Annotated in this window: 29 protein-coding genes and 1 pseudogene; 13 read left to right on the top strand and 17 right to left on the bottom strand. The window is 61.5% G+C overall.

Annotated features, from left to right (window positions below; genetic code table 11):
* Positions 1 to 46: 46 nt before the first annotated feature.
* Both J9870_RS28175 and J9870_RS28180 read right to left on the bottom strand, forming a co-directional pair.
* On the bottom strand, positions 47 to 628 hold the full coding sequence (locus J9870_RS28175) for a mechanosensitive ion channel family protein (protein WP_210641970.1): 582 nt from the start codon (positions 626 to 628) through the stop codon (positions 47 to 49).
* Positions 628 to 2,538 carry an ATP-binding cassette domain-containing protein gene (locus tag J9870_RS28180; protein WP_210641971.1) on the bottom strand — a complete coding sequence of 637 codons (1,911 nt, stop codon included), beginning with the start codon at positions 2,536 to 2,538 and terminating at the stop codon, positions 628 to 630. Before J9870_RS28180 ends, J9870_RS28175 begins: the two co-directional genes overlap by 1 nt.
* A 50-nt stretch (positions 2,539 to 2,588) precedes the next feature.
* Between J9870_RS28180 and J9870_RS28185 the strand changes: the two genes are divergently transcribed.
* Positions 2,589 to 3,053 carry a TIGR02444 family protein gene (locus J9870_RS28185; protein WP_210641972.1) on the top strand — a complete coding sequence of 155 codons (465 nt, stop codon included), beginning with the start codon at positions 2,589 to 2,591 and terminating at the stop codon, positions 3,051 to 3,053.
* Here the strand turns inward: J9870_RS28185 and J9870_RS28190 are convergent.
* Positions 3,050 to 4,228, bottom strand: coding sequence for an AlgP family protein (locus J9870_RS28190; RefSeq protein WP_210641973.1), 1,179 nt, complete (start codon positions 4,226 to 4,228; stop codon positions 3,050 to 3,052). The genes J9870_RS28185 and J9870_RS28190 overlap by 4 nt on opposite strands.
* A 191-nt stretch (positions 4,229 to 4,419) precedes the next feature.
* On the opposite strand from J9870_RS28190, the gene J9870_RS28195 reads away from it, so the two are divergent.
* A complete protein-coding gene (locus J9870_RS28195) occupies positions 4,420 to 5,085 on the top strand; it encodes an FKBP-type peptidyl-prolyl cis-trans isomerase (RefSeq protein ID WP_210641974.1) in 666 nt (221 codons plus the stop codon).
* 60 nt (positions 5,086 to 5,145) lie between these two features.
* On the opposite strand, the gene rsd is transcribed toward J9870_RS28195, so the two are convergent.
* The 7 genes and pseudogenes from rsd to J9870_RS28225 all read right to left on the bottom strand — a co-directional run bounded on the left by rsd (position 5,146) and on the right by J9870_RS28225 (position 11,607).
* Positions 5,146 to 5,604, bottom strand: coding sequence for a sigma D regulator (gene rsd / locus J9870_RS28200; protein WP_210641975.1), 459 nt, complete (start codon positions 5,602 to 5,604; stop codon positions 5,146 to 5,148).
* A 176-nt stretch (positions 5,605 to 5,780) separates the two neighbouring features.
* Positions 5,781 to 6,323 carry a disulfide bond formation protein B gene (locus J9870_RS28205; protein WP_210641976.1) on the bottom strand — a complete coding sequence of 181 codons (543 nt, stop codon included), beginning with the start codon at positions 6,321 to 6,323 and terminating at the stop codon, positions 5,781 to 5,783.
* 303 nt (positions 6,324 to 6,626) lie between these two features.
* Complete coding sequence (locus J9870_RS28210) at positions 6,627 to 7,874, bottom strand: heme biosynthesis protein HemY (protein ID WP_210641977.1); 1,248 nt, start codon at positions 7,872 to 7,874, stop codon at positions 6,627 to 6,629.
* Positions 7,871 to 9,004: a uroporphyrinogen-III C-methyltransferase gene (locus J9870_RS29635; protein WP_246883164.1), complete on the bottom strand. Its 1,134-nt coding sequence runs from the start codon at positions 9,002 to 9,004 to the stop codon at positions 7,871 to 7,873. Before J9870_RS29635 ends, J9870_RS28210 begins: the two co-directional genes overlap by 4 nt.
* An 84-nt stretch (positions 9,005 to 9,088) precedes the next feature.
* Positions 9,089 to 9,787, bottom strand: a pseudogene (locus J9870_RS29640) (uroporphyrinogen-III synthase); the annotation flags it as partial.
* On the bottom strand, positions 9,784 to 10,725 hold the full coding sequence (gene hemC, locus J9870_RS28220) for a hydroxymethylbilane synthase (RefSeq protein ID WP_210641979.1): 942 nt from the start codon (positions 10,723 to 10,725) through the stop codon (positions 9,784 to 9,786). The gene hemC and the pseudogene J9870_RS29640, both read right to left, overlap by 4 nt.
* A gap of 135 nt (positions 10,726 to 10,860) precedes the next feature.
* Positions 10,861 to 11,607 (bottom strand): LytTR family DNA-binding domain-containing protein, encoded by a 747-nt coding sequence (locus tag J9870_RS28225; protein ID WP_210641980.1) that lies wholly within the window; start codon positions 11,605 to 11,607, stop codon positions 10,861 to 10,863.
* Positions 11,608 to 11,857: 250 nt separating this feature from the next.
* On the opposite strand from J9870_RS28225, the gene J9870_RS28230 reads away from it, so the two are divergent.
* Both J9870_RS28230 and argH read left to right on the top strand, forming a co-directional pair.
* Positions 11,858 to 12,082: a hypothetical protein gene (locus J9870_RS28230; RefSeq protein WP_210641981.1), complete on the top strand. Its 225-nt coding sequence runs from the start codon at positions 11,858 to 11,860 to the stop codon at positions 12,080 to 12,082.
* Entirely contained in the window at positions 12,072 to 13,466 is a 1,395-nt protein-coding gene (argH, locus tag J9870_RS28235; protein WP_025216090.1) for an argininosuccinate lyase, read from the top strand. Before J9870_RS28230 ends, argH begins: the two co-directional genes overlap by 11 nt.
* 127 nt (positions 13,467 to 13,593) lie before the next feature.
* Here argH and J9870_RS28240 read toward each other — a convergent pair whose 3' ends face one another.
* Positions 13,594 to 14,253, bottom strand: coding sequence for a glutathione S-transferase (locus J9870_RS28240; RefSeq protein WP_210641982.1), 660 nt, complete (start codon positions 14,251 to 14,253; stop codon positions 13,594 to 13,596).
* Between the two features lie 125 nt (positions 14,254 to 14,378).
* Between J9870_RS28240 and J9870_RS28245 the strand changes: the two genes are divergently transcribed.
* From J9870_RS28245 to J9870_RS28255, 3 genes are all read left to right on the top strand, one after another.
* Positions 14,379 to 14,663: a hypothetical protein gene (locus tag J9870_RS28245; protein ID WP_210641983.1), complete on the top strand. Its 285-nt coding sequence runs from the start codon at positions 14,379 to 14,381 to the stop codon at positions 14,661 to 14,663.
* A 213-nt stretch (positions 14,664 to 14,876) separates the two neighbouring features.
* Positions 14,877 to 15,122, top strand: coding sequence for a TIGR02647 family protein (locus J9870_RS28250; RefSeq protein ID WP_210641984.1), 246 nt, complete (start codon positions 14,877 to 14,879; stop codon positions 15,120 to 15,122).
* A 172-nt stretch (positions 15,123 to 15,294) separates the two neighbouring features.
* Complete coding sequence (locus J9870_RS28255; protein WP_210641985.1) at positions 15,295 to 18,141, top strand: class I adenylate cyclase; 2,847 nt, start codon at positions 15,295 to 15,297, stop codon at positions 18,139 to 18,141.
* A 5-nt stretch (positions 18,142 to 18,146) separates the two neighbouring features.
* Here the strand turns inward: J9870_RS28255 and rnk are convergent, their stop codons facing one another.
* The 3 genes from rnk to cyaY all read right to left on the bottom strand — a co-directional run bounded on the left by rnk (position 18,147) and on the right by cyaY (position 19,323).
* Entirely contained in the window at positions 18,147 to 18,557 is a 411-nt protein-coding gene (gene rnk, locus J9870_RS28260) for a nucleoside diphosphate kinase regulator (RefSeq protein ID WP_210641986.1), read from the bottom strand.
* Between the two features lie 213 nt (positions 18,558 to 18,770).
* Positions 18,771 to 18,986, bottom strand: coding sequence for a DUF1289 domain-containing protein (locus J9870_RS28265; protein WP_210645456.1), 216 nt, complete (start codon positions 18,984 to 18,986; stop codon positions 18,771 to 18,773).
* Positions 18,987 to 18,990: 4 nt separating this feature from the next.
* Entirely contained in the window at positions 18,991 to 19,323 is a 333-nt protein-coding gene (gene cyaY / locus J9870_RS28270; RefSeq protein WP_210641987.1) for an iron donor protein CyaY, read from the bottom strand.
* Between the two features lie 204 nt (positions 19,324 to 19,527).
* Here cyaY and J9870_RS28275 point away from each other — a divergent pair, with 204 nt between their 5' ends.
* The 6 genes from J9870_RS28275 to J9870_RS28300 are packed head-to-tail and all read left to right on the top strand — an operon-like array spanning position 19,528 to position 24,132.
* Positions 19,528 to 19,698 carry a lipoprotein gene (locus tag J9870_RS28275; protein WP_109752655.1) on the top strand — a complete coding sequence of 57 codons (171 nt, stop codon included), beginning with the start codon at positions 19,528 to 19,530 and terminating at the stop codon, positions 19,696 to 19,698.
* Positions 19,699 to 19,707: 9 nt separating this feature from the next.
* Positions 19,708 to 20,955: a diaminopimelate decarboxylase gene (lysA, locus tag J9870_RS28280; protein ID WP_210641988.1), complete on the top strand. Its 1,248-nt coding sequence runs from the start codon at positions 19,708 to 19,710 to the stop codon at positions 20,953 to 20,955.
* Between the two features lie 4 nt (positions 20,956 to 20,959).
* Positions 20,960 to 21,790, top strand: a complete 831-nt coding sequence (gene dapF, locus J9870_RS28285; protein WP_210641989.1) for a diaminopimelate epimerase — start codon at positions 20,960 to 20,962, stop codon at positions 21,788 to 21,790.
* A 13-nt stretch (positions 21,791 to 21,803) separates the two neighbouring features.
* Positions 21,804 to 22,529: a DUF484 family protein gene (locus J9870_RS28290; protein ID WP_210641990.1), complete on the top strand. Its 726-nt coding sequence runs from the start codon at positions 21,804 to 21,806 to the stop codon at positions 22,527 to 22,529.
* 2 nt (positions 22,530 to 22,531) lie between these two features.
* The gene (xerC, locus tag J9870_RS28295) at positions 22,532 to 23,431 is read left to right on the top strand and encodes a tyrosine recombinase XerC (protein ID WP_210641991.1); all 900 of its coding nucleotides are present in this window, start codon (positions 22,532 to 22,534) and stop codon (positions 23,429 to 23,431) included.
* On the top strand, positions 23,428 to 24,132 hold the full coding sequence (locus J9870_RS28300; RefSeq protein ID WP_210641992.1) for an HAD-IA family hydrolase: 705 nt from the start codon (positions 23,428 to 23,430) through the stop codon (positions 24,130 to 24,132). Before xerC ends, J9870_RS28300 begins: the two co-directional genes overlap by 4 nt.
* Positions 24,133 to 24,278: 146 nt before the next feature.
* Here the strand turns inward: J9870_RS28300 and sutA are convergent, their stop codons facing one another.
* The 3 genes from sutA to J9870_RS28315 all read right to left on the bottom strand — a co-directional run bounded on the left by sutA (position 24,279) and on the right by J9870_RS28315 (position 26,674).
* Complete coding sequence (gene sutA / locus J9870_RS28305) at positions 24,279 to 24,599, bottom strand: transcriptional regulator SutA (protein ID WP_210641993.1); 321 nt, start codon at positions 24,597 to 24,599, stop codon at positions 24,279 to 24,281.
* 101 nt (positions 24,600 to 24,700) lie between these two features.
* On the bottom strand, positions 24,701 to 25,126 hold the full coding sequence (locus J9870_RS28310) for a secondary thiamine-phosphate synthase enzyme YjbQ (protein ID WP_210641994.1): 426 nt from the start codon (positions 25,124 to 25,126) through the stop codon (positions 24,701 to 24,703).
* Positions 25,127 to 25,339: 213 nt separating this feature from the next.
* Positions 25,340 to 26,674 (bottom strand): ammonium transporter, encoded by a 1,335-nt coding sequence (locus J9870_RS28315; protein ID WP_210641995.1) that lies wholly within the window; start codon positions 26,672 to 26,674, stop codon positions 25,340 to 25,342.
* Between the last annotated feature and the right edge of the window lie 24 nt (positions 26,675 to 26,698).

Consider the following 26,698-nt stretch of genomic DNA (forward strand, 5'->3'; position numbering starts at 1 on the left):
TTGACTACCGCTATTTTGCAAAGACAGCCCATCGGCCAAGGCCTGCTTATTCGACGAAGCCGCCGACCGGAAAGGCCTCGCTACCACGCCAGCGCCGCACCGAGCGCTGGAAGAACAGACTGTTGGGCACCTGTACCATGGCGCTGCCAGTGCCGAGCTCCTCGGGTTCGATCAACGTGGTGTACAACAGGTTGATCGCCACCACGCGCCCCTTGATGCCGGGCTTGTCAGTAGTGTCCACCAGCTCGACCACATCCCCCAGGCGAAACGGGCCGACGGTGTAGATCAAGACGGCGCACAACAGGTTCGACAACACGCTCCAAATGGCAAAGAACGCCACCGCGGCCACCGCGACGAAACCCGACAGCGCAGTCCACAGCACCGTGGCCGAGACACCGAGGCGTTCGAGCACCACCAGCACCGCGCTGCCCATGATCAACCAGCGCAGTATGCCCCGCAGGATAATGACCAACTGGGGTGGGAACGGGTAACGCTCACCCAGGCCTGTAAGAGTCCGTGCCACGACCCGTTGCGCGACATAACCGGCCAACAGAATCAGCAGGATTTGCACACCGAGCCAGATCGGCTCGATCCACATGACAGGGACAGGCAACGCCAACGCTTCCATCAGGACAATGCCTCCAGCTCCGCTTGCAGGTTTTCCAGCAACTCCAAGGCTTGCATCCACGCCTCCTCAAGCTCCGCTTCCCGAACCTTCAGCCTGGCCTGCTCGGCCAACAGATCGCGCAACTCGTCCTTGCGCGCTGCCTCGTACAGACCGCTGTCGCCAAGGCTGGTTTCGATTTTCTGCAATTTTTCATGCAGCTTGCCCAGTTCGACTTCGAGCTTATCGGCCTCGCGCTTGTGCGGTGCCAACTGCTGACGCAACGCCGCTGCGGCTTGGCGCTGGGCTTTCTTGTCGGTCTTGTCCGGGTTGACGGGCGTGGTGCTGACAGGGGCGTTGCGCTGGCGATACTCCACCAGCCAGCGTGCGTAGTCTTCCAGGTCGCCGTCGAACTCTTCGACCTTGCCGTCGGCCACCAGGAAGAAATTGTCCGTGGTGCTCTTGAGCAAATGCCGATCGTGGGACACCACCAGCACTGCCCCGCTGAATTCCTGCAAGGCCATCGTCAGGGCCAGGCGCATTTCCAGGTCGAGGTGGTTGGTCGGTTCGTCGAGCAGCAACAGGTTCGGCCGGCCCCAGGCAATCAACGCCAGCGCCAGGCGCGCCTTTTCGCCGCCGGAGAAATTCAGCACCGGTTCGTCGATGCGCGCGCCACGGAAGTCGAAACCACCGAGGAAATCGCGCAGGACCTGCTCGCGCTCGGTCGGCGCCAGGCGTTGCAGATGCAACAGCGGGCTGGCCTTGGAATCCAGGGAGTCGAGTTGATGCTGGGCGAAGTAGCCGACCACGGTGTTCTCGCCCCGGGTCAGGCGCCCGGCCAGAGGCTCGAGTTCACCGGAGAGGTTTTTGATCAGGGTCGACTTACCGGCACCGTTGGGGCCGAGCAGGCCGATCCGCGCACCGGGGGTCAGTTGCAGCTTGACCTTCTCCAGCACGGTCTTGTCGCCATAACCCAGGCGCGCATCGGACAGGTCGATCAGCGGGCTGGAAATCTTGGTCGATTCGCGGAAGACAAAATCAAACGGCGAATCGACATGGGCCGCAGACAGCTCCTCCATCCGCTCCAGCGCCTTGATCCGGCTCTGGGCCTGGCGGGCCTTGGTGGCCTGGGCCTTGAAGCGGGCGATGTAGCTTTCCATGTGCGCACGCTGCGCCTGCTGCTTCTCGTAGGCCTGCTGTTGCTGGGCCAGGCGTTCGGCACGAGCGCGTTCGAAGGCGCTGTAGCCACCACGGTACAAGGTCAGCTTGCGTTGATCGACATGGGCTACGTGATCGACCACGGCGTCGAGGAAGTCACGGTCGTGGGATATCAGCAACAATGTGCCGGGGTAGCTCTTGAGCCAGTCTTCGAGCCAGATGATGGCGTCGAGGTCCAAGTGGTTGGTCGGTTCATCGAGCAGCAGTAAATCCGAGGGGCACATCAACGCCTGCGCCAGGTTCAGGCGCATCCGCCAGCCACCGGAGAAATCCCCGACCTGACGGTCCATCTGTTCATTGGTAAAACCCAGGCCAGCGAGCAATTTGCGCGCGCGGGCATCGGCGGTGTAACCGTCGGCGCTGTCGAGCTCCGAATGCAGACGGGCTTGGGCGGCACCGTCGTGGGCCGCTTCGGCGGCGGCCAGGTCGCGTTGAACCTGGCGCAGGCGTAGGTCGCCGTCGAGCACGTAGTCCACGGCCAGGCGCTCGAGGGTGTCGACCTCCTGGCGCATGTGGGCGATACGCCAATCGGCCGGCAGCAAGCAATCGCCCGAGTCCGGGTGCAGTTCGCCCCGTAGCAGGGCGAACAGGCTCGATTTGCCAGCGCCGTTGGCACCGATGAGGCCAGCTTTGTGGCCGGCGTGCAGGGTCAGCTCGGCGTCTTCTAGCAGACGTTGCGGGCCACGCTGTAAAGTCAGGTTCTGAAGTCGGATCATAATGGCGGCGGAGTCTACCAGCTTCGCTCACAACTGGCGCGAGTAGCACGATGTCCCCTGACCTGTGGAGCTTTTCCCTCGACCTCTATGCCAAGCCCGGCGTGGAGCCGGCCTGCCTGGTGCTACAGAAGGCTGGTGCCAATGTCTGCCTGTTGCTTTGCGGCCTGTGGCTGGAACAGCGTGGCGTGGCCTGCAATGAACAGAGGCTGCAACAGCTTCGACAACTGGCGGAGCCTTGGGATACAGAGGTGGTAAAGCCGTTGCGCACGCTTCGTAGCCAATGGAAAGCCCGTGCCCTTCAAGACACAGCACTGCATAGCTTGCGCGAGCAGGTCAAGAAACTGGAGTTGGACGCCGAACAGCGCTTGCTGGAGCGCTTGCAGGCGACGACCGAGAATTGGCCTGGAGAACAACAGACAGGTTCAGCGCAATGGCTGCAAGGGCTGGCGGCGAGTGCCGAACCAGTGAACCGCGACGCGCTGCATCAGCTGCGCGTCGCGGTGTCCGGCACTTAGGAAGCGCTGGTTGGGGTGCTGGTGCTCGACACAGCGGAGGCGGATGGACTGGTCGCCGGAGCCGAAGTGCTGGCGGTTGGAGCAGGTGTCGCGGTCGGCGCCGGAGTCGAAGGCTTGGCGGCTGGCGCAGTCGAAGGTTTTGCGGCCGCTGGCTTTTTCACGGCAGGTTTTGCAGCCGGCTTGGCTGCAGGTTTTGCAGCGGCCGGCTTCACGGCAGCTGGCTTGGCGGCAGGTTTTGCCGCAGCTGGTTTGGCCGCGGGTTTAGCTGCAGCTTTGGCAGCAGCTGGTTTGGCCGCTGCTTTCACAGCAGGCTTGGCAGCAGCTGGTTTGGTCGCCGCTTTCACAGCCGGCTTGGCAGCAGCTGGTTTGGCAGCAGCAGTTTTGGTTGCCGCAGGCTTGGCAGCTGGCTTCGCCGCAGCGGGTTTGGCGGCAGGTTTTGCAGCCGCTTTAGCCGCAGGTTTGGCCGCGGCGGTTTTCGCAACTGCGGGTTTGGCAGCGGCGGTTTTAGCGACAGGCTTGGCGACAGCTTTCACAGCAGGCTTGGCAGCAACCGGCTTAGCGGCGGCCGTTTTTACCGCTGGCTTGGCGGCAGCTTTGACGGCTGGTTTTTTTGCCGCTGGTTTGGCAGCGCTGGCAGCGACCGACTTGGCAGCAGGTTTAGCCGCTGCTTTGGCCGGCGCTTTCACGGCTGGTTTAGCCGCCGCTTTGGCCGGTGCTTTTGCCGCGACAGGTTTAGCAGCCGGTTTCTTGGCCGATACAGCAGCAGGCTTGGCAGCACGAAGCGTCAGCGCCTTGCCCGCAGCTTCCTGCACGCGACCAACGCCTTGGGCCAGCTTCAGGCTTTCCTGGGCATCACGCTTGAGTTGCAGAATATAGGTGCGGGTTTCGGACTGACGATCCTTCAAGGCATCGAGCAGGTCTTCGAGTTCTTTCACGACATCTTTGGCCTTGGCTTGTGCCTTGGCCTTGCCAGCGGTGGCTGCGTCTTGCAGTTTAGTGCGCGACTTGTGCAGTTTTTCCTGTGCTTTGCCGCGTTGTTTTTCCAGCTTGGCGAGCAGTTTTTCAGCATCAGCCAGGGCTTGGGAGCAGGCGTTTTCCAAATGTTCGAGCAAGCTGCCCGAAAGTTGTTGGAGCAAGTGCAACGGAGTGTTTACAGGCTTCTTGGTGGCCGACATGGTTTACCTCCTGACTGACGTAAGTGCGGCTCATACTAGACCTCTGCTACAACCGCCGCTAGGGCATGTTGACACTACATAAGACGTTGCGTTGCAAGAGACGAAAAATCTTCTGCGCCAGTGCCCCGTCAATCCACCTTTATAGAGATCGGCACTGGCATAATTCCTCGATTCGAGGCCGGAGAGCACACATGTCGCGTCACCTTTTTTTATGCCTGTGCATGGTTTGCTCCATGGCCCAGGCTGTTGAAAAAACCAATGCAAACGATGCCCACGATCTGGCTTATAGCCTGGGCGCGAGCTTGGGTGAACGCCTGCGCCAGGACATGCCCGACCTGCAGATCCAAGCCTTGGTCGAAGGCCTGCAGCAGGCCTATCTGGGCAAGCCGCTGGCCCTGAAGGACGAGCGCATCGAACAGATCCTGGCCGCGCATCAGGCGCAATTGACGGCGCAGTCGACGACACCGCAGGTCGAAGTCGCATTGAAGACGGAACAGAGATTTCTCAACGAGGAAAAAAACCGACCCGGCGTCCAGCAACTGGCAGACGGCATCCTGCTGACCGAGCTCAAGCCGGGCCACGGCGCCAAGGCCGGTCCGCACGGCAAGGTCCAGGTGCTGTATATCGGTCGGTTGCCAGACGGCACCGTATTCGATTCCAACCGCCAGGCGCAGTGGTTCAGCCTCGACAGTGTGATTGACGGTTGGCGCAGCGCGTTGCCGCAAATGCCGGTCGGCGCGAAGTGGCGACTGGTGATTCCTTCGACCCTGGCTTATGGCGCCGAAGGTGCTGGGGATGTGATCCCGCCCTTCACGCCACTGGTGTTTGAAATCGAGTTGCTGGGTGCGACGACCTGACGCGGCCCCAAACGAAAAACGGTGCGCAAATGCGCACCGTTTTTTATTACCGCGAGCCCCTCAGGCCTGGACCGCAGCCTCTTCCTTGTGAGCGTTGTGCAGCACTTCGATCAGGCAGTCTTCCAGTTCGAAACGCTCGTGCAGCAAGCCGCCCAGCTCTTTGAATTTTTCCGCGACGCACTTGCCTTCATCACAAAGGTCGTTGAACGCCAGCAGCTTTTCGGTAATGACGTCGATGCGCGGGTAGATCTGCTCGGCGAGCTCCAGGCCACGCTTGTCGTTGAAGGCCTTGGCCTCGCCCGTCAGTTGTTCGTAGATCTCGAAATGGCCGGCAGACACATAGTCGACCAGCACGCCGCAAAATTCCTGCAACGGCTTGCGGCTTTCGCCCAGCGCTTCAGGCTTGTCGCCGAGGGCATCATAGGCCCGAATCAGCTCGCGACGCTCCTGCAACCAGCGGTCGATCAGCAGATGCACCCCACCCCAGCGTTCCTGAGCATTCTGACAACTTTCGAGCATGGTGATTTCTTCCCTTGTGAGTCATGCCCCTCGCAGCCTGCATACGCCTGAAATGATCAGGAACAAGCCAGACACAACATGATCGAGCGGCACAATTCCAATAACACGTGCGGGCCAGATTATGCCCGCACGACAACCGCTTCAAGGTACGCAGGAGATAAAGTTCATACAAGTGTTTAATCCAAGGCCCGGACCAGCTGCGACGTATCGCCGCTGAGCGGTCGTACCAGAGCATTCCAGACAAGGCGCAGCAGCAGATAGGTCATCGCACTGGACACCGCAAGAAAAAACAACAGGCTCCACTCAGGGATGCTCAGGTCGAACAACGTCCAAGTGATGTTCGCGCAGTCCACCGCACCGTCGAGGACGCGATGCACGGCACACCACCAGGAATCCGCCCTCTGCTGCTGCGCAATACAATCAGGTAGCGACTCGAAAGATGCGCTCTGCACCAGAACCTGGCGCCATGCCAGGGTCATGCCCCCCGACGCGAAAACCAACCCCATCACCCCGTAGCCAATGCTGCCTCTTTGGCCCGGGCCGTGTACGCAGGCCACGAGGCTATTCACCAGAAACAGCAGCAGACACAACCGCTGCAAAACACACAGGCTGCAAGGTGTCAGTCCGACTGCATATTCCAGATAGCTGGCGATGCCCAAAGCCAGGGCTGCGGCGATGGAAGCCATGAGAAACAAGAAGCGTGAGCTGGCCAAAGGCATGGCGGTTCCGTAACAAAAGAGACAAGCAGTTACGGTAGAGGAAAGCCCTCGGGCCTTTCAAGGCGGGCCTGGGCAGACACTTCACCAAGGGTGTAGGGAATTCCCGACAGGCACGAGGGGATTGCGCGCAGTCAGCTGTAGGACTTTACTGACGGCATTGCCAAAGCCCCTAAACCGGACCGGTATTCGCAACCGCTGGCTCAAGGGCGGCACCTGTCTGAACTGGGAACAGGGGGTGGACCTTGTGGCGAGTGCCCTCGCCACAATGATTCATTCCATTTTCAAGAACGACTCATACCCATCTCAAGTGGACAAGACCTGAGCCGGGACCGGCAAAGGCGCGGCGAGAAGACGCTCGTCCAATAGCCCCAAGCCTTCCTGGAACAACTGATTGCTGCGCTCGGCATCGCCCAGTTGTGCCAGCAGCCGCGCCAGTTCGGCACAAGCTTCGGGGTTGCGCTGGACCCGCAAACTGCTCTCCAGATAATCGCGCGCCTTGCCCCACAAACTGTTCTGCAGGCACAGGCGCCCCAGGGTCAGCAGCAAGCTCGGATCGGCCGGATGATCCTTGAGCCAGCTTTCGGCCGTCTGCAATTGTCGACTCGGATCATTGCCGCGGACCAACCCGTACAGGCGCGCCAGGTGACTGTCGTAGTGACGCTTGAGCGCGGCTCGCAGCACCTCTTCAGCCTCGACCTGGGCCCCTAGCTGCCGCAGTTGCTCGGCATAGGCCAGTACCAGCGCTGGCTCCTGACGCTGCGCCGAGGTCAGTTGTTGCCAGGCACGATTGAGCGACTGCAAGCCGACGCTACCGTCTTCTTCACGATGGGCCGCCAGTGTGAGATTTTCGCCCCACGCCCGGCGCTCAAGTTCAGTCAGTTCACTGGCTGGCAGGACTTTGTCCTTGCGCAGTTCCGGCAACAGCCGAATCACCGCCGACCAGTCGCCGCGCTGCTGATGCAGGCGCTGCAACTGACGCAGGGTCTGGGCGTTATGGGGATGGCGTTCATGCATGGCCTGCAACGTGCTCAATGCGCCGTCGGTGTCGCCACGGTCCGTCTGCAGTTGTGCGTGAGTCAGCGCAATGGCCAGTTCTGCCTGGGGCTGACGCTCCAGGGCACGTTCCAGCAAACTGTCGCTCTGCTCGTAAAGACCTTGCTCATTGGCCGCACGGGCCGCGCCGAGGTAATACAGCAATGGTTGACGCTCGGCTTCAGCGGCGCGATGCAAGTGCCGTTGGGCGCTGGCCCAGCGACCTTCGGCCAGGTCCAGTTGACCATGCTCGATTGCCACTTGCACACGACGACTGCGGTTGCGCCGCGACCATGGGTTGACCACGCCGCCAGAGGTGGTCACCAGCCCGATCAAGGCGCTCACACCTCGCCACAGCAGCCAGAGCACCGCCACCAGCGCCAGGGTGACCCACAGGCCGGCTTCGTAACGAAAGTTCTTGTACGCCACCAGCACGTAACCCGAATGCTCGGCAATCGCCACGCCCAGCAACGCGGCGGCAGCGATGACCACGAACAGAATCACGTAGAGACGTTTCATGGCGCGCCTCCCTGCTCACCCGATTTGGGCAGTGGCTTGACCGACTCTTCGACATTCAGGTTGCGGCGTTCGAGGTAAGCCTGGACGCTGCTCAGGGTGCCCGTCAGGTCTGGCGTGACCACCGTGACCGGTTGCTTGCTCAGCTCAGACACTCGCTCGAGCATGACTTTGCTTTGCGGATTGTCCTGATTGAAGTTGTTCCTGAGCACATCGCGCGCTTCGGTCAGTGCCTGGGTGTAGACCGCTGCCTGACCGTTGAGGGCGGCCCATTGTGCTTGCTCCAGCGCCAGACTCAACGCCAGGCGTACTTGCATCAAGCTCTGCCCGGCCAGAAGTGGACGGACGTTCTCGTCAGCATTGAAATCGATGCGGATATAGCGCGAGATCTGATCCCACCACTGCGCCCATCGGCTGGCACCATCGCCATCGGCGGTCAGGCCCAGCAGGGATTCACCACGGTCCTTGTATTCGGGTGCCAACTCGCTGAGTTGCAACACCTGATCACGCAGGGCCCCCAGTTGCAGGAACAGCCCGGTGCGATCCGGCTGTTCGGTGCTGCGCAACGCCGCGAGGGACTTGGCCAGTTGCTCACGGGCAGCGAACGAGCCTGGATCGTTCTGCTCACGCAGGATTTCGTCAGCGCCCTGGACCAGTGCCTGGGCACTGCTGATGTCTTGCAGGGCGGAAAGACGCAGGCTGGCCAGGCGCAACAGATGCTCGGCTTCAGCCAGGCGCCAGTCCTTGCGGCTGGCACCGAGCACAGTTTCCAGGCGCTGGTTCAGGCGTTGCTGGTCGCCCTGCAACTGGGCGACCTGACGCCGCCGCTCCTCCAGCTCTTCGGCCGGCGGCAACTGCGCCAGCCGTTCACTCAAGCGTTGTTCATTGAGCTTGAGGGTCTGGGCCTGATCATTGAGCGCCTGGACCTGGGAGGACTGCTGCTGGTTATTGGCTTGCAGATGACGCACCTGCCACACACCCCAGCCACCCACGGCCACGCCGGCAGCCCCCAACAACAACGCGACAATGGCCAGCCCGTTGCTGCGACGCGGCGCCATCGGAACCGGGTTTTCAACCGGCGCAACGATCGCTGGCTGGTCTTGATCTTCTTTTGGCAAGGCTGTTTCGCTCACGTATCCATCCTTTGCATTAGAAAACGGCACGGATTGTTCCCGTAACGCCGCCAGCAAAGCCGCGGCACTGGCGCCACGGCAATCCACAACTGTTCGGGCTCCGGCGGCACGCGCCATCTCGGCAACCCTCGGGCTTGGAACAAACAACGGTAACCGCGCCAGAGCGGGCCACGCGTCGCCAGCCAGCCGCTGCAAATGCTCGAAGCTCTGCCCACTGCTGACCACCAGGGCGTTCAAGCGTTCCGCCGCAACCCTCGCTGGCAACTCACCTTCGCGATAGTGCGGCAGGCCGCGTCGGTACAATTCCAGATAATCGACACTAGCACCTTGCTCGCGCAAACGCTCTGCCAGCAAGCCACGTCCGCCCTCGCCCCGCACGATCAAAACCTTGGGATCGGGCCGCGCGACCGCCTGGCGCAGCACCAAGTGTTCCAGCAAGGCTTCGCTGTCATCGCCGTTGTCGGGATAAAACACAGTGAGGCCGGCATCAGCGAGGATCTGTCCGGTCGCCGCGCCCACGCTGAACCAAGGTTGGTCTGGAGGCTGGGGCCAGTATTGACGCAGCAGCTCGACACACAGGCGTGCGGCGGGTTTGCTGACCACGATCACCGCACAGTACTGGTCCAGCCTTCGCAGGATCGCCTGCTCGGCATCGGACACCGGGATCGGCTCGATGTCCAGCAACGGCAAGCTACTGCTGAAGATCCCCGCTTCAGCCAGGACAGCCGCCAGCGCCGCCGACTCGTCCGCCGGCCGGGTGAGCAGCAGTCGCCAGCCCGTCACGCGTGGCCGGCCTCGCCGTAGACCGCCTTGAGAATCTCATCGGCGCCCTGGCCGAGCAGCTCTTCGGCCACGCGTACACCCAACGCCTCGGCATCGCGACGCGGCGCCCGGGCCTCGGCGCTGAGCAGCCGGCCACCGTTCGGATCGCCCACCAGGCCACGCAACCAGACCTGCTCGCCTTCCAGCACGGCGTAACAGGCGATGGGCACCTGGCAACCGCCATTGAGATGTTTGTTGAGGGCTCGCTCGGCGAACACCCGCGTGGCGGTGTCTTCATGGTGCAGAGGTGCCAGCAGGGCCTGAATATCGCTGTCGGCGCTGCGACACTCGATGCCCACCGCGCCCTGACCACCAGCCGGCAGGCTGTCGTCGACGCTGATGGCCGAGGTGATGCGCGCTTCGAAGCCCAGGCGTATCAGGCCAGCGGCGGCGAGGATGATCGCGTCGTACTCACCGGCGTCAAGCTTGGCCAGGCGAGTGTTGACGTTGCCGCGCAGGAAACGGATTTGCAGATCCGGACGGCGGGTCAGCAACTGGGCCTGACGGCGCAGGCTGGAGGTGCCGACCACACTCCCGGCTGGCAGAGCTTCAAGGCTGGAAAACGTATTGGAGACGAAGGCATCGCGCGGATCTTCGCGTTCGCAGATGCAAAACAGGCCCAGGCCTTCGGGGAAGTCCATGGGCACGTCTTTCATCGAATGCACGGCAATGTCGGCTTGCTGGTCCAGCAGCGCGGTTTCCAGTTCCTTGACGAACAGGCCCTTGCCGCCGATTTTCGACAGCGGCGAGTCCAGCAGCTTGTCGCCACGACTGACCATGGGCACCAGCGTCACGATCAGGCCGGGGTGGGCAGCTTCCAGACGGGCTTTGACGTACTCGGCCTGCCAGAGGGCCAGGGCACTTTTACGGGTGGCGATGCGAATCTCGCGAGGGGACATGGATCAATCCGTACTTAAAAGATACGGCGGATAATAACAGCTCAGTCAAAACCGCTTTGATTTGAATCACGACCCCAAGGCCTCCCTGGCCGTCAATGTCCTGGAATGAAGTGTGCAAGTGCGATCAGCGCTGAGCTAAAGCTGCTGCATCATCTTGCGCACACCTGCCACATGGCGCCGACTGACAATCAAGGCATCGCCATTGAGGCCTTTGAGAAACAGCTGGAAGTGTCCCAGGGGCGTGCGTTGCAAACGCTCGATTCGCTCTCGGGCCACGAGGGCGTTGCGGTGGATGCGCACAAACCGCTCGCCGAACTCGTCTTCAAGGGCCTTGAGCGGCTCGTCCAGCAGAACCTCGCCACTCTCATGGCGCAAGGTCACGTATTTATGGTCGGCAATGAAGTAGACCACCTGGTTCAACGGGATCAGTTCAATGCCTTTGCGGGTACGCGCACTGATGTGGCTGCGCGGGCCGCTGCCACTTTCGGCTGCCGGACGGGTCAGCGCCGCCAGTTGCACCCGGTTGGGCCGCTCAGCCTTGCGCAAGGCTTCAACCAGCGCCTCGGCAGAGATCGGCTTGACCAGATAGCCCACCGCGCCGGCCTGCAGGAGTTCGGGCGCAAAGTCGTCCCGAGAGGTACAGAACACCACGGCGGGCGGCGACTCTCGCTCACACAGCTTCGCCGCGACCTGCAAGCCATCCAGGCCCGGCATGCGAATATCGAGCAGCACGATATCCGGCTTGTGGCTGTCAATAAGGGCCAATGCCTCTTCGCCATTGGTGGCGCTCGGCTCCAGGACACTGTAACCCTCGAGTTCGCCGACCATTCGGCTCAGGCGCTCACGGGCCAGTGGTTCGTCATCAACGATCAGGACATTCATATTGCGCTGGATTCCTGCGTGAGTCTCGCACAAGGATAGCGTAGACAGGGGAAGTGACATCCGTCACCGCGATCCACGCTAAGACTCGCTCGAGGGCCAAAAAGTGCCGCGAGGCGGTTGCCTATCTTTACCAGCGCCTGCCGATAGATGCTCGAGGCCTGTTGTCGCACGGCGTCGCCGTAGGGATTGTTAACACTCGACCTGACCACTATGAGCTCCCCCCTTTTTCTGTTCGTCCGATGCGCCATGGATGGAAAAAGCAAAAGTCCTACCGTCCACTGTAGACGGTTGCCGCGACGATATTGCTCAATCGGAAAATATCGTTGCGCAAAAAGCCTCATTAAATGCTCGGGTTGTGGACAAAAAACCTGCCGACCAGTGCCAGCGCCAGCCCCGACAACCCTGCTATCATCCGCCGCAGCCTTTAACCGCTATTTTTTCTTCAGCCGATCACGAGCGAATTCATGAGCACTGACAAGACCAATCAGTCCTGGGGCGGCCGCTTCAGTGAACCCGTCGACGCCTTCGTCGCCCGCTTCACCGCCTCCGTCAACTTCGACCAGCGCCTGTATCGCCACGACATCATGGGTTCGATCGCCCACGCCACCATGCTGGCCAAGGTCGGCGTACTGACCGATGCCGAGCGCGACAGCATCATCGATGGCCTGAAGACCATCCAGGGTGAAATCGAGGCCGGCCAGTTCGACTGGCGCGTCGACCTTGAAGACGTGCACATGAACATCGAAGCACGCCTGACCGATCGCATCGGCGTAACCGGCAAGAAGCTGCACACCGGTCGCAGCCGCAACGACCAGGTAGCCACCGACATCCGCTTGTGGCTGCGCGATGAAATCGACCTGATCCTGGCCGAGATCACCCGCCTGCAAAAAGGCCTGCTGGAGCAAGCCGAGCGTGAGGCCGAGAGCATCATGCCGGGCTTTACCCACCTGCAAACCGCTCAACCTGTAACGTTTGGGCATCACATGCTGGCTTGGTTCGAAATGCTCAGCCGCGATTACGAACGCCTGGTCGACTGCCGCAAGCGCACCAACCGCATGCCCCTGGGCAGCGCCGCGTTGGCAGGCACCACGTACCCGATCGATCGCGAATACACCGCGCAACTGCTGGGCTTCGACGCCGTGGGCGGCAACTCGCTGGATAACGTGTCTGACCGTGATTTCGCCATTGAATTCTGCGCCGCCGCGAGCATCGCGATGATGCACCTGTCACGCTTCTCCGAAGAACTGGTGCTGTGGACCAGCGCGCAATTCCAATTCATTGACCTGCCGGACCGCTTCTGCACCGGCAGCTCGATCATGCCGCAAAAGAAAAACCCCGACGTGCCGGAGCTGGTTCGGGGCAAGAGCGGTCGGGTGTTCGGCGCCCTGATGGGCCTGTTGACCCTGATGAAAGGCCAGCCGCTGGCCTACAACAAGGACAACCAGGAAGACAAGGAACCGCTGTTCGACGCCGCCGACACCTTGCGCGACTCGCTGCGTGCCTTCGCCGACATGATCCCGGCCATCAAGCCCAAGCACGCTGTGATGCGCGAAGCGGCCCTGCGCGGCTTCTCCACCGCCACCGACCTGGCCGATTACCTGGTACGCCGTGGCCTACCGTTCCGCGACTGCCACGAGATCGTCGGCCATGCCGTTAAGTACGGCGTGGACAGTGGCAAGGACCTGGCGGAAATGAGCCTGGACGAGCTGCGCAAGTTCAGCGACCAGATCGAACAGGACGTGTTCGCGGTGCTGACCCTGGAAGGTTCGGTCAATGCCCGCGACCACATTGGCGGCACGGCACCGGCGCAGGTCAAAGCTGCCGTGGTGCGCGGCCAGGCGTTGCTCGCCAGTCGCTAAAAGCTAAAGGCTTCGCGAGCAAGCTCTCTCCCACAGGATCTTCAGTGGTCACACATTTGTGAACAGATAAAGATCCAATGTGGGAGCGGGCTTGCTCGCGAAAGCGTCCTTCAGAACACTACAAAACTCACTTCTTGGCCGCGATCATCGCCAAAAATGCCGGCATCGCCGCTTCCCTGTCCGCCGCAATCCGCTGCACGTGCGGGTTTTGCTCCAACCTTTCCATCAGCGCTTGGGCCGCCGGCATGTCTGCCAGCAGGTCGATATCGAACAGCTTCCTGCCTACTTGGCGGGCCAGCGATACGCTGTAGAAGAAATACAGATCAGCAATACTCAAGTTATCGCCCGCCACGTAGGGCGAGAATTTGCCGTGCCTGCCAAGCGAGGCGACCCCCAGCAGCAATTCGGCCCTGGTCTTTTCCTTGATGGCCTCAGCCACTGACATGCCGAAAAATGCCTCGCCGTAGCAGGCCCGCCCTGGCAGCTCAATGTATAGCTCGATTTCCCTGCACAAGGCCAAGACCCGGGCGCGCTCGAACGGGTCACTGGGCAGCAGGGCCTTGTCTGGCTGGGTTTGCTCGATGTATTCGAGGATCACGCTGGTTTCGTTGACAAACCCTTGTTCGGTTTTCAACACCGGCACCTTCCCGCGAGGGCTGATGGCCAGCGCTTCGGGGGTCTGGTTGGGGTAGAACGGCACTTCTTCGAAGGGCAGGCCCTTCTCCAGCAGTGCCAGCTTGACCATGTTGTAATAATTACTGACAGAGAAACCATAAAGCTTGAGCATTACCCATGCCTCCAGGCCGTGTGGGGTTGGCAGCCTTGGGTTATAGACCGTCGAGGCATTTCTTGCCAGGCGCATCAGGTCGCTGAATGCAGGTAAACTGGCGGCCTTTCTCACAGGAGCCTGCCATGAGCGAGCCAACCGACATCGACAGCGACGAAGAAGAATTCGTCGAGAACACGCTGATCCAGGCCATCGAAAACCAGATCGAAAACGATAACCCGCCAGCGGCCAAGGCCACGTTCAACAAGCTGACCCTGGTGGGTTATGAGCGCGAAGACATTCTCAACCTGATGGCCCATGTGCTGGCGGTGGAGATCGATGCGATCCTGGAAGAAGATCGCCCGTTCAATACCCAGTGGTACGAAGCCGCCTTGCGCGCCTTGCCTGAGTTGCCGCCGGAAAAGAACTGAACCGCTCTTGTGGCGAGGGAGCTTGCTCCCGCTGGGGCGCGAAGCGGCCCCAATAGCTTGACGACTGCTGCGCAGCCGCGCAGGAGCAAGCTCGCTCGCCACAAAAGAATCGCTTTAAACAAAAAAAGCATGCCACTGACACTGGACAGCCCGGCCGAGTGCGCTCACCTTAGTGACGCTGTCGTCCAAATTCCTAGAAAGTCTGGAGTCCTTATGTCGCTTACCCCTGAGCTGGTTGCCGAACTGGAAATCCTTGCACTCTTCAACCTGGACAGTTCCCAGGAAGGCCTGAAAATTCATCAGACCGCTGCCCCGAAAGCCATTGCCGCCGCCCAACGCCTGTACGAGAAAGAACTGATCGACCAACCCGACGGTGGTTATCTGACCAGCCTGGGGCGCGATGCCGCACAAAACATACAAACCGTTCTGACGATACTCAGCGTTCAAGAAACCGCCTGACTCTCCCCTGCCGCCCACGGAAATCTCCTTCATCGAGATTTCCGCAGGCGCCCTGCGAAAAGATTCTGACGTCAAAAGCCGACTTTCAGCTTAAGAATTCTGTAGCTCGGACGCTAAACTGCCATTACCTGTGATCTCCCACGTTCGACGCCGCGAGCCGGTTTGAGCTGACATGACCCGCAATCACGAAATACGCCCCGATCTGGACGAGGGAATCGACCGCAAGGTCCTGAGCCAGTTGCGTGCACGTTTTCTCAAGCTCAACAGTGTGCGGATGGAACGTGCCCTGGAAGGCCTGTCGACCCGCCAGCAAAGCGTGTTGACGCTGCTACCGCTGTTTTTCCACGTCAACCATCCACTGTTGCCCGGCTACGTCTCGGGCAGCACGCCTGCCGGGTTGTCGAATTATGAGCCTGACGCCAGCGTCCTGGCCGAAGCCCAGCGACTGACCCGTTCGTTTTCTTACAAACCACGCCACGGCAGCAACCCGCCGCGCCCGATTCTCGGCCTGTTCTTGATGGGCAGCCTCGGCACGCTGGCCCAGGCCGATCAGAGCGACATGGATGTGTGGGTCTGCCACGGTCCGGACCTGAGCGACGAGGAACTGGACGAGCTGCGTAAGAAATGCCAACTGCTGGAGGCCTGGGCCGCGACCCAGGGCGCCGAGGCACACTTTTTCCTGATCGACCCGGCACGTTTCGTACGGGGCGAACGGGACAACCAGCTCAGTTCCGACGATTGCGGCACGACCCAGCATTACCTGTTGCTGGACGAGTTCTACCGAACCGCGATCTGGCTGGCCGGGCGCACGCCCATCTGGTGGCTGGTACCAGTCTACGAAGAAGACAACTATGAACAATACATTCATACCCTGATCTCCAAGCGTTTCATCCGCGCGGATGAAACCCTGGACCTGGGGCACCTGGCCTACATCCCGGCCGGGGAATTCATCGGCGCTGGGCTCTGGCAGCTGTTCAAAGGCATCGAATCGCCCTACAAGTCGGTGCTCAAGCTGCTGCTGACCGAGGTATATGCCAGCGAACACCCTAACGTGCGCTGCCTGAGCCTGCGCTTCAAACAGGCCGTGTTTGCCAATCGCCTGGACTTGGAAGAGCTGGACCCGTACATGGTGGTTTATCGCCGCCTCGAGGAATACCTCAACACCCGGGGTGAACCCGAACGCCTGGAGTTGATCCGCCGGGCGCTGTACTTGAAGGTCAATCGCAAACTCACCGGCCAGACGGCGCGCAGCGGCGGCTGGCAACGGGTATTGCTCGAACGCCTGGCCCGGGAATGGGGCTGGGACCAGCGTCAACTGGCGCTGCTGGACAGTCGCAGCCAATGGAAGGTGCGCCAGGTCAGCCACGAACGCCGGGCGCTGGTCAATGAACTGACCTACAGCTACCGCTTCCTGACCCAGTTTGCCCGCACCGAGAAAACCGTCAGCCTGATCAACAGGCGCGACCTCAACGTGCTTGGCAGGCGGCTGTATGCCGCCTTCGAACGCAAGGCCGACAAGGTCGAGTTCATCAACCCCGGCATTGCCCCGGACTTGGCCGAAGACACCCTGACCCTGGTCCAGTCACCCAACAAGAAAGAGCCGGGGCAGAACCAGTGGGGCTTGTATAACGGCAGCCTCAACGCCCTGGAGTGGGAGAACTTCGCGCCAATCAAGCGCAGCCGCGAGCTGTTGGAGCTGCTGACCTGGAGCCATCGCAACGGCGTGATCGACAGCAGCACGCGCCTGGCGCTGCATCCCGGGGAAAGCGACCTGAGCGAGTTCGAGCTGTTCAATCTGCTGGGCAGCCTGCAACAGTCCGTCGCCCTGCCCCTGGTCACGGTGGATGAAGAGCAGTTGCTGCGCGCCAGCGTCCCCAGCGAAGTGCTGATCCTGGTAAACGTCGGCGTCGACCCGCTCAAGCATCACCGCGACCTGAATATCCTGATGACCACCGAGCGTACCGACTCCCTGAGCTACGCCGGGGTGCGGGAGAATCTGGTACTGACCCTCGACCAGGTCACGCTCAACAGCTGGAACGAAGTATTGGTCAACCGTTTCGACGGTGAGCACGCCCTGCTCGATTGCCTGCGCGACTACCTCAACGATTTGCCCGCCACACAGCGCCAGCCGCGCTTGCGGGTACGCTGCTTCTGCCACAACCGCGCCCAGTTCATTGCGCGACGGGTCGAAGAAGTCTTCGAAACGGCCCAGACCCTGCTGTTGAGCCGGCTCAATTACCGCTATCTGCTACAGGTCCAGCAGCACTATCACGTGCTGGAACTGATGCCCGGCCAGGTCAATCACGTGGCGCTTGGCAGCCTGTCGGCGCTGATCGATTACCTCGGCGAGGAACTGACGGCCTATAGCCCGCTGCAGCTGGACCCGATGGCCCTGGAAGACCACGACCTGGCGCTGGTCCTGCCCATGGGCCAGCCCGAGTGCATCCAGGTGTTCTACCGGGTCAGCGAGCACGAGGCCGAGCTATACGTGCTCGATGAGCTTAACGCCTTGTGGCAACAGCGCCTGCCTTATCACGACGAACACAGCCTGCTGGTTCCCCTGCAGCGCTTTTTGCAATCGGTGCTATACCGCCGCGACGCGCTGTTGCCGATGGATGCCACCCAGCCGCTGCCCCTGGAAACCCTGTATTACCAGCTTCTGCCCTCAGGCAGTGGACGAGCACGGCGGATCGAAGCGCGGCAGGCACCGCAGACGCCGGTGAACAAACCGTTCTACGACGTACAGGCAATCATTGGCAAAGCCGCGCACGGCCAGGTGCACGTCACCCTGTATTGCGATCAGCAGGAGTTTTCGGAATTGGAGCATGGCGACCAGTTGTTCAGCGTGGTCGCCAGGGAGATTGTCGGGCAACGCCGTGAGACCCAACGCTATCGCTGCTACATCACCGACCTGGACCTCTCCGGCCTGGTAGGTGACAGCGCCTGTTCAAGTAATTTGTACCTGCGCTACAAGGCCGACCTGGAAAGCGCGCTGAACGAGGCGCTGGCCTTGGTCTGACGGGTTCAGAGGTGGAAGTCGCCGCCCGCTTCAGGCTGGTACTCCACGCCCAGCAACGTCAGCTTCAACGTCTTGCCGCCCGGGGCTGGCCAGTCGATATGCTGGCCGACCTTCAAACCCAGCAAAGCGCTGCCCACCGGGGCGAGGATCGAGATCCGGCCTTCATCGGCATTCGCGTCCTGTGGGTAGACCAGGGTCAAGTGATAGTCCTTGCCACTGCTTTCTTCGCGGCAGTGCACACGCGAGTTCATGGTCACGACATCGGCGGGCACTTCATCGTGGCCCACCACGTTCTCGGCGCGATCCAGCTCGGTTTGCAACGCAATCACGCCCGGCAGCGTTTCATCAAGGCTGTCGATCAGGCGCTCCAGACGCTGTACGTCCAGACGGGTAAGGGTGATGGTAGGTGCGGTCATGATCCTGGCAGACTCCTTTCTTCTGCACAAAAAAAGCAAAACCCCGCCACAAAAAGGCGGGGTTTTCACGGGCCTCGATGAGTTGAGGCGTAGCCGGACACTAACAGTAGGAGCTGACGAGTGCAACGAGGCTGCGATCTTGCCCCAGACAATTGAGTACTAAGCGAAAGCCCCCAAAGATCAAAATCAAAAGATCGCAGCCTTCGGCAGCTCCTACCGGAATTGGCGCTTGAGCGCCTCGGCACAGATGACCCGCCGACGCTCATCATCGGCCGAGCGCCATTCGCGGATGTCCTCCACATGACGGAAACAGCCGAGGCAGACTCTCTGCTCGTCCAGCTTGCACACGCTGGTACACGGCGACGGCACCGCCGGGCTGACATTACTGTAGAGCGGCTTGGGCGGCCGCGCCGGCACGGTCTGGCTCACGCGATCAAAGGCCTTCGAAATCGAGTTCGACATCAGCCTGCTGCATGACGATGCGCTCGAGCATCTCGCCCAGCTGCTCTTCGCTCTTGTCGCACATCCAGCGCTCGCTTTCCTCGTCGTAGTCGAAGTGGAATCCACCGGACACCGCCGCCAGCCACAACTGCCGCAACGGCTCCTGGCGACTGAAGATCAACTGGGAGCCGTTCTCGAACTTGACGGTCAGCACTCCGGCGGAGCTTTCCAGGTCGATATCCAGGCCACTTTCGTCAAACACATCCTCCAACGTCTGCTGGGTGCTATCGACCAGATCGTGGAAACGGGCTTCAGTCAAACTCATTGCGGCAACCTCGAAAATGTCTGCTCATGCTCAAGCGCCGCAAGATACGGGCGCGTCTCGATGATTGCAAAGGATATACCGACCGACGACTACCGGCGCCGCCAAATGCCGGGTGGCCGGTCGGACGGGAGCCCCGTTGCATAGGCAATCTGCCGGGTGGCCGGTATACTCCGGCGCAATTAACGCATTTTCAAGGATTTCGCCATGAAGCGCCTGATCTCTTCCCTTGCTGCGCTCGTCGCGGTTGCCTGCCTTGTGACAGCCTGTGGTCAAAAAGGTCCGCTGTACCTGCCTGATGACAGCAAGTCCCCTGAAGAGCAGGCCAAGTCGTCGCAAGCCAAATCCCACGCGCACGACACCCACACCACTTACTAAGGGAACGCCATGGACGCTTTTAACTACCGTGGCGGGGAGCTGTTCGCGGAAGGGGTTGCCCTGTCCGCGATCGCCGAACGTTTCGGCACGCCGACCTATGTCTATTCCCGCGCCCATATCGAAGCCCAGTACCGGACTTTCGCCGATGCCCTCGCCGGCATGCCGCACCTGGTGTGCTTCGCCGTAAAAGCCAACTCCAACCTGGGTGTGCTCAATGTCCTGGCGCGCCTGGGCGCCGGCTTCGACATCGTCTCCGGCGGTGAGCTCGAACGCGTATTGGCTGCTGGCGGCAGCGCCGACAAGATCGTGTTCTCCGGTGTCGGCAAGACCCGCGAAGACATGCGCCGTGCCCTGGAAGTCGGTGTGCACTGCTTCAACATCGAATCCACCGATGAGCTGGAGCGCCTGCAAGTCGTCGCCGCCGAGCTGGGTGTCCGCGCGCCGATCTCCCTGCGCGTGAACCCGGACGTCGACGCCGGCACCCATCCGTACATCTCCACCGGTCTCAAGGAAAACAAGTTCGGCATCGCCATTGCCGACGCCGAAGACGTGTACGTGCGCGCCGCCCAACTGCCGAACCTGGAAGTATTGGGCGTCGATTGCCACATTGGCTCGCAACTGACCACCCTGGAACCCTTCATCGATGCCCTCGACCGCCTGCTGGCACTGGTCGACCGCCTCGGCGACTGTGGCATCTACCTGCGTCATATCGATTTGGGTGGCGGTGTCGGCGTGCGCTACCGCGACGAAGAGCCGCCCCTGGTGGCCGACTACATCAAGGCAGTGCGCGAGCGCCTCGAAGGGCGTGACCTGGCGCTGATGTTCGAACCGGGCCGCTACATCGTCGCCAATGCCGGCGTGCTGCTGACCCAGGTCGAATACCTCAAGCACACCGAGCACAAGGATTTCGCCATCGTCGACGCGGCCATGAACGACCTGATCCGCCCGGCGCTGTACCAGGCCTGGATGGACGTGACCGCGGTACGCCCTCGCAACACCGCCGCCCGCAGCTATGACATCGTCGGGCCGATCTGCGAAACCGGCGACTTCCTGGCCAAGGGCCGGGAGCTGGCGCTGGAAGAAGGCGATCTGCTGGCTGTGCATTCAGCCGGTGCCTATGGGTTTGTCATGAGTTCCAACTACAACACCCGCGGCCGTTGCGCCGAGGTGCTGGTGGACGGTGATCAGGCATTCGAAGTGCGTCGCCGCGAGACGGTAGCCGAGTTGTTTGCCGGCGAAAGCCTGCTGCCGGAGTAAAACCATGCTGCTGCGTTTTACCAAGATGCACGGCCTGGGCAATGATTTCATGGTCCTTGACCTGGTCAGCCAGCACGCGCACATCCTGCCCAAGCACGCCAAGCAATGGGGGGATCGGCACACCGGTATCGGTTTCGACCAACTGCTGATCGTCGAGGCACCCAACAACCCGGACGTGGATTTCCGCTACCGGATCTTCAACGCCGACGGTTCGGAAGTAGAGCAATGCGGTAATGGCGCGCGCTGCTTTGCCCGCTTCGTACTGGACAAGCGCCTGACCGCCAAGCGGCAGATTCGCGTCGAGACCAAAAGCGGCATCATCGAACTGGATGTGCGTAGCGACGGCCAGATCGGCGTCAACATGGGCGCTCCACGCTTGGTACCGGCGGACATTCCATTCCAAGCGCCGGCCCAGGCCTTGAGCTATCCATTGGAAGTCGATGGCGATACGGTGGAAGTGGCAGCAGTGTCCATGGGCAACCCCCACGCCGTGCTGCGGGTCACCGACATCAACAGCGCGCCGGTGCATGAACTGGGGCCGAAAATAGAACATCATCCGCGCTTCCCCGCGCGGGTGAATGTCGGTTTCCTGCAGGTCATCGATCGTCACCGTGCGCAATTGCGCGTCTGGGAGCGCGGTGCCGGGGAAACCCAGGCCTGCGGTACCGGCGCCTGCGCCGCCGCCGTCGCGGCGATCAGTCAGGGGTGGATGGATTCGCCATTGTTGATCGACCTTCCGGGCGGGCGCCTGTCCATCGAATGGGCAGGCCCTGGCCAACCGGTGATGATGACCGGCCCGGCAGTACGCGTATACGAAGGACAAGTTCGTCTTTGAGTGAGCCAAACCCATGACCGACCAGCCACAGGTTCCAGCCCCACAGCCCGACGAATCCCCGAGCCCGCTTCCGGACGCCGCAGCCGTAGCCGCGTACCTGGAGGCCCATCCGGACTTCTTCGTCGCGCACGAAGAACTGCTTGCGGCGATGCGCATCCCCCACCGGCGCGGCGACACCGTGTCGCTGGTGGAACACCAGATGAAAATCCTGCGCGAGCGCAACATCGAGATGCGCCATCGTCTTTCCCACCTGATGGACGTGGCCCGCGACAATGATCGGCTCTTCGACAAGACCCGACGGTTGATCCTGGCCCTGATGGACGCCAGTACCCTCGAAGACCTGGTGATGAGCGTCGAAGACAGCCTGCGCCAGGATTTCCAGGTGCCTTTCGTCAGCCTGATCCTGTTCGGTGACAACGCCATGCCGGTGGGCCGCTGGGTGACTCACGCCGATGCACAGACCGCCATCGGCGGCCTGCTCACGGAAAACAAAAGCGTCAGTGGCAGCCTGCGCGAGCATGAACTGGACTTCCTGTTCGGCGAAGAACAGCGCAAGCAGATCGGCTCCACCGCCGTCGTCGCCATAGTCCACCAGGGCGTGCATGGCGTGCTGGCTATCGCCAGCCGCGATCCGCAGCACTACAAGAGTTCGGTGGGCACGCTGTTCCTGAGCTACATCGCCGAGGTCACCGGCCGGGTACTGCCACGGGTTGCCGGCTCTCTGCGCTCGGTACGCTGAGGATGGAACGGCAACTGGACGCCTACTGCGAACACTTGCGCAGTGAGCGCCAGGTGTCGCCCCACACGCTGTCGGCCTATCGCCGCGATCTGGAAAAAGTCCTGGGCTGGTGCCAGAAGCAGAGCATCGACAGTTGGTCGGCGCTGGACATCCAGCGTCTGCGCAGCCTGATTGCACGCCTGCATCAACAGGGGCAATCCTCCCGCAGCCTGGCGCGATTGTTGTCGGCGGTGCGCGGCTTGTACCACTACCTCAACCGCGAAGGCCTCTGCGATCACGATCCAGCCACTGGCCTGGCACCGCCCAAGGGCGAACGCCGCTTGCCGAAAACCCTCGACACCGATCGCGCCCTGCAACTGCTTGAAGGCGCCGTCGAGGATGATTTCCTGGCGCGCCGAGACCAGGCGATTCTCGAACTGTTCTATTCTTCCGGCCTACGGCTTTCGGAGCTGACAGGGCTGAACCTGGATCAACTGGACCTGGCCGACGGCATGGTCCAAGTGCTCGGCAAAGGCAGCAAGACCCGCCTGCTACCCATCGGCCGCAAGGCCCGCGAAGCCCTGGAGCTGTGGCTGCCGCTGCGGGCGCTCACCAACCCTGCCGACGACGCGGTGTTCGTCAGCCAACAGGGGCGGCGCCTCGGTCCACGGGCGATCCAGGTACGAGTCAAGGCGGCTGGCGAACGCGAACTGGGGCAGAACCTGCACCCACACATGCTCAGGCATTCCTTCGCCAGCCATCTGCTGGAGTCGTCCCAGGACCTGCGCGCCGTCCAGGAGCTGCTCGGCCACTCGGACATCAAGACCACACAGATCTATACCCACCTGGACTTCCAGCACCTGGCGACGGTCTATGACAGTGCCCACCCCAGGGCCAAACGTATCAAGGGCGACGAATCATGACCATCGAGCTCATCACCTTCGACCTCGACGACACCCTGTGGGACACCGCCCCGGTGATCGCCAGCGCCGAAGCCGTATTACGCCAGTGGTTGACCGACAACGCACCGAACCTGGGCGGCGTGCCGGTGGAGCACCTGTTCTCTATTCGCGAGCAAGTGCTGCGCGAAGAGCCTGGCCTGAAGCACCGCATCAGTGCGTTGCGCCGGCGGGTGCTGTTCCGGGCATTGCAGGAAGCCGGCTATGACCAGTGGCAAGCCTCGGAGCTGGCGGACCAGGCATTCGAAACGTTCCTGCACGCCCGCCATCAACTGGAGATCTTTCCCGAGGTACAGCCCACCCTGGAAATCCTGGCCAACCATTTCGCCCTCGGCGTGGTCACCAATGGCAACGCCGATGTGCGCCGCCTGGGGTTGGCGGATTATTTCAAGTTCGCCCTGTGCGCCGAAGACATCGGCATCGCCAAACCTGACGCCCGGCTGTTTCACGAAGCCTTGCAGCGCGGCGGCGCCACGGCGCAAACCGCCGTGCACATTGGCGATCATCCGGGCGATGACATCGCCGGCGCCCAACAGGCCGGCCTGCGCGCGGTGTGGTTCAACCCGGCAGGCAAGGCCTGGGACGCCGACCATGCGCCGGACGCAGAGATTCGCAGCCTGACGGAGCTCCCAGGATTGCTGGCGGGATGGCACAGCCAGCCCTGAACCCCTGCTCTGTAGCCGCCAAAAACCCTTTGTGGGAGCGAGCAAGTTCGCTCCCACAGGGACGGCGCTTAGCCTGAAAACTTTATCCAGCCCATGAAAAAGCCCGCAGCGACGGCGGGCTTTTCCAGCAAGCAAGAAGCAGAAGCTCAGATAGGGCGACTGCCGTACTTGTTGTCAGGCTTCTTGGGCGGATCAGCGACCACGTTGGCCTCCACTTCCTGCACCTTTCCACCCCTGGCCAGGAATTCCTCCATGGCCTTGGCGAGCGCATCACGCTCCTTGTTCTTGGCCTCTACGCTCGGCAACTCGTCGACCGATACCGCCGCCTTGGCCTTGCCTTTGGCGGTGGGGACCGGTACATCGGCCTCATCATCGGCAACGTCTTCAGCCGCCGCTTCCAGGCCTTCTTCAGCCTCGTCTTCGTCACCTACTTCGAGGTCGTCGTTTTCCAGATCATCGTCGCTCATGTTCTACCTCATGACTTGCGAAAAGCAGATTAGTTATAGCCCAGCTTCGCCATCTGTCGAAGGCTGCCAGAAAAAATTCAACATCCGCCGGCAATCAGCGGTTATGCCCCTTCACCGTACAAGGTGGCGAGGACTTTACGAGCACCGCCATGATCACGGTGCTCGCCCAGATAGACACCTTGCCAGGTCCCCAGGGCCAGCCGTCCTGCCGTGACCGGCAGGCTGAGCTGGCAACCAAGCACGCTGGCCTTGAAGTGCGCCGGGAGGTCGTCCAGGCCTTCGTCGTTGTGCTCATAATCGACGGTTCCTTGTGGGATCAGCCGATTGAAAAATCGTTCGAAGTCTCGACGTACCGCCGGATCGGCGTTCTCGTTGATGGTCAACGAGGCCGAGGTATGCTGCAGCCACAGATGCAACAGACCGACACGACATACCTGGAGTTCAGGCAGGCCGGCGAGTAACTCGTCCGTCACCAGATGAAAGCCCCGGGGCCTTGCCCGCAGGGTTATCAGCGTCTGTTGCCACATACAGATCTCCGCACGTTCGGCGCGCATTCTAGCGCGCTCTGGGAAAAAACAAAGGGCCTAATGCGCCTGCCTCCATGTAAGCCTTTGGCCGTAGAAAAACCCATGTCGCATACATAACAAAAGACGTCGGAAAAACCAGCACTCCCTGTGAGCACTGACAAATCCCAGACAAAAAAATGCCCGGCGAACCGGGCATTTTTTTATCGCGCGTGCTTACAGGTTGTAGCCACGCTCGTTGTGCTGGGCCAGGTCCAGGCCCACGGCTTCTTCTTCCTCGGAAACACGCAGACCCATGACGGCGTCCAGCACCTTGAGGATGATGAAGGTGACGATCGCGGTGTAGACCACCGTGAACCCCACGCCCTTGAATTGAATCCACACTTGCGCACCGATATCGGTCACGGTGCCGAAGCCACCCAGGGCCGGCGCAGCGAATACACCGGTCAGGATCGCGCCGAGGATACCGCCAATGCCATGCACGCCGAAGGCATCCAGGGAATCGTCATAGCCAAGTTTGCGCTTGAGGGTGGTGGCGCAGAAGAAGCACACCACGCCCGCCGCCAGGCCGATGACCAGGGCGCCCATCGGGCCCACGGTGCCGGCTGCCGGAGTGATCGCAACCAGACCCGCTACCACGCCCGAGGCGATGCCCAGTGCGCTTGGCTTGCCGTGAGTGATCCACTCGGCAAACATCCAGCCCAGCGCCGCCGCAGCGGTGGCAATCTGGGTAACCAGCATCGCCATGCCGGCGGTGCCGTTGGCGGCGACGGCAGAACCGGCGTTGAAGCCGAACCAGCCGACCCACAGCATGGCGGCGCCCATCAGGGTGTAGCCCAGGTTATGCGGGGCCATCGGCGTGGTCGGGAAGCCTTTGCGCTTGCCCAGCACCAGGCACGCCACCAGGCCAGCGATACCGGCGTTGATGTGCACCACGGTGCCGCCGGCAAAGTCCAGCACGCCCCAGTCCCACAGCAGGCCGCCGTTACCGGACCAGACCATGTGCGCAATCGGTGCATACACCAGGGTGAACCACACGCCCATGAAGACCAGCATGGCGGAGAACTTCATCCGCTCGGCAAACGCACCGACGATCAGCGCCGGAGTGATGATGGCGAAGGTCATCTGGAACGTGATGAACACGGCTTCAGGGAACAGCGCTGCCGGGCCGGTCAGGCTGGACGGGGTGACGCCCGCCAGGAACGCTTTGCCCAGGCCGCCGACAAAGGAGTTGAAGTTGACGACGCCCTGCTCCATACCCGTGGTGTCGAACGCGATGCTGTAGCCATAAATGACCCACAGGATGCTGATCAGACCGGTAATGGCGAAGCACTGCATCATCACGGAAAGAAGGTTTTTCGAGCGAACCATGCCGCCATAGAACAGCGCCAGGCCGGGAATGGTCATGAACAGCACAAGAATCGTAGCAGTCAGCATCCAGGCGGTGTCGCCGGAGTTCAGGACTGGGGCTGCCGCTTCTTCTGCCATGGCCAGGCCAGGCATTGCGAAGGACAACAGGGCTCCTAGCCCTGCGAATTTACGCAGAGTCATATTGTTTTCTCCTGGGGCGTTGGG

Source organism: Pseudomonas sp. Tri1 (genome assembly GCF_017968885.1).
Lineage (GTDB): Bacteria > Pseudomonadota > Gammaproteobacteria > Pseudomonadales > Pseudomonadaceae > Aquipseudomonas.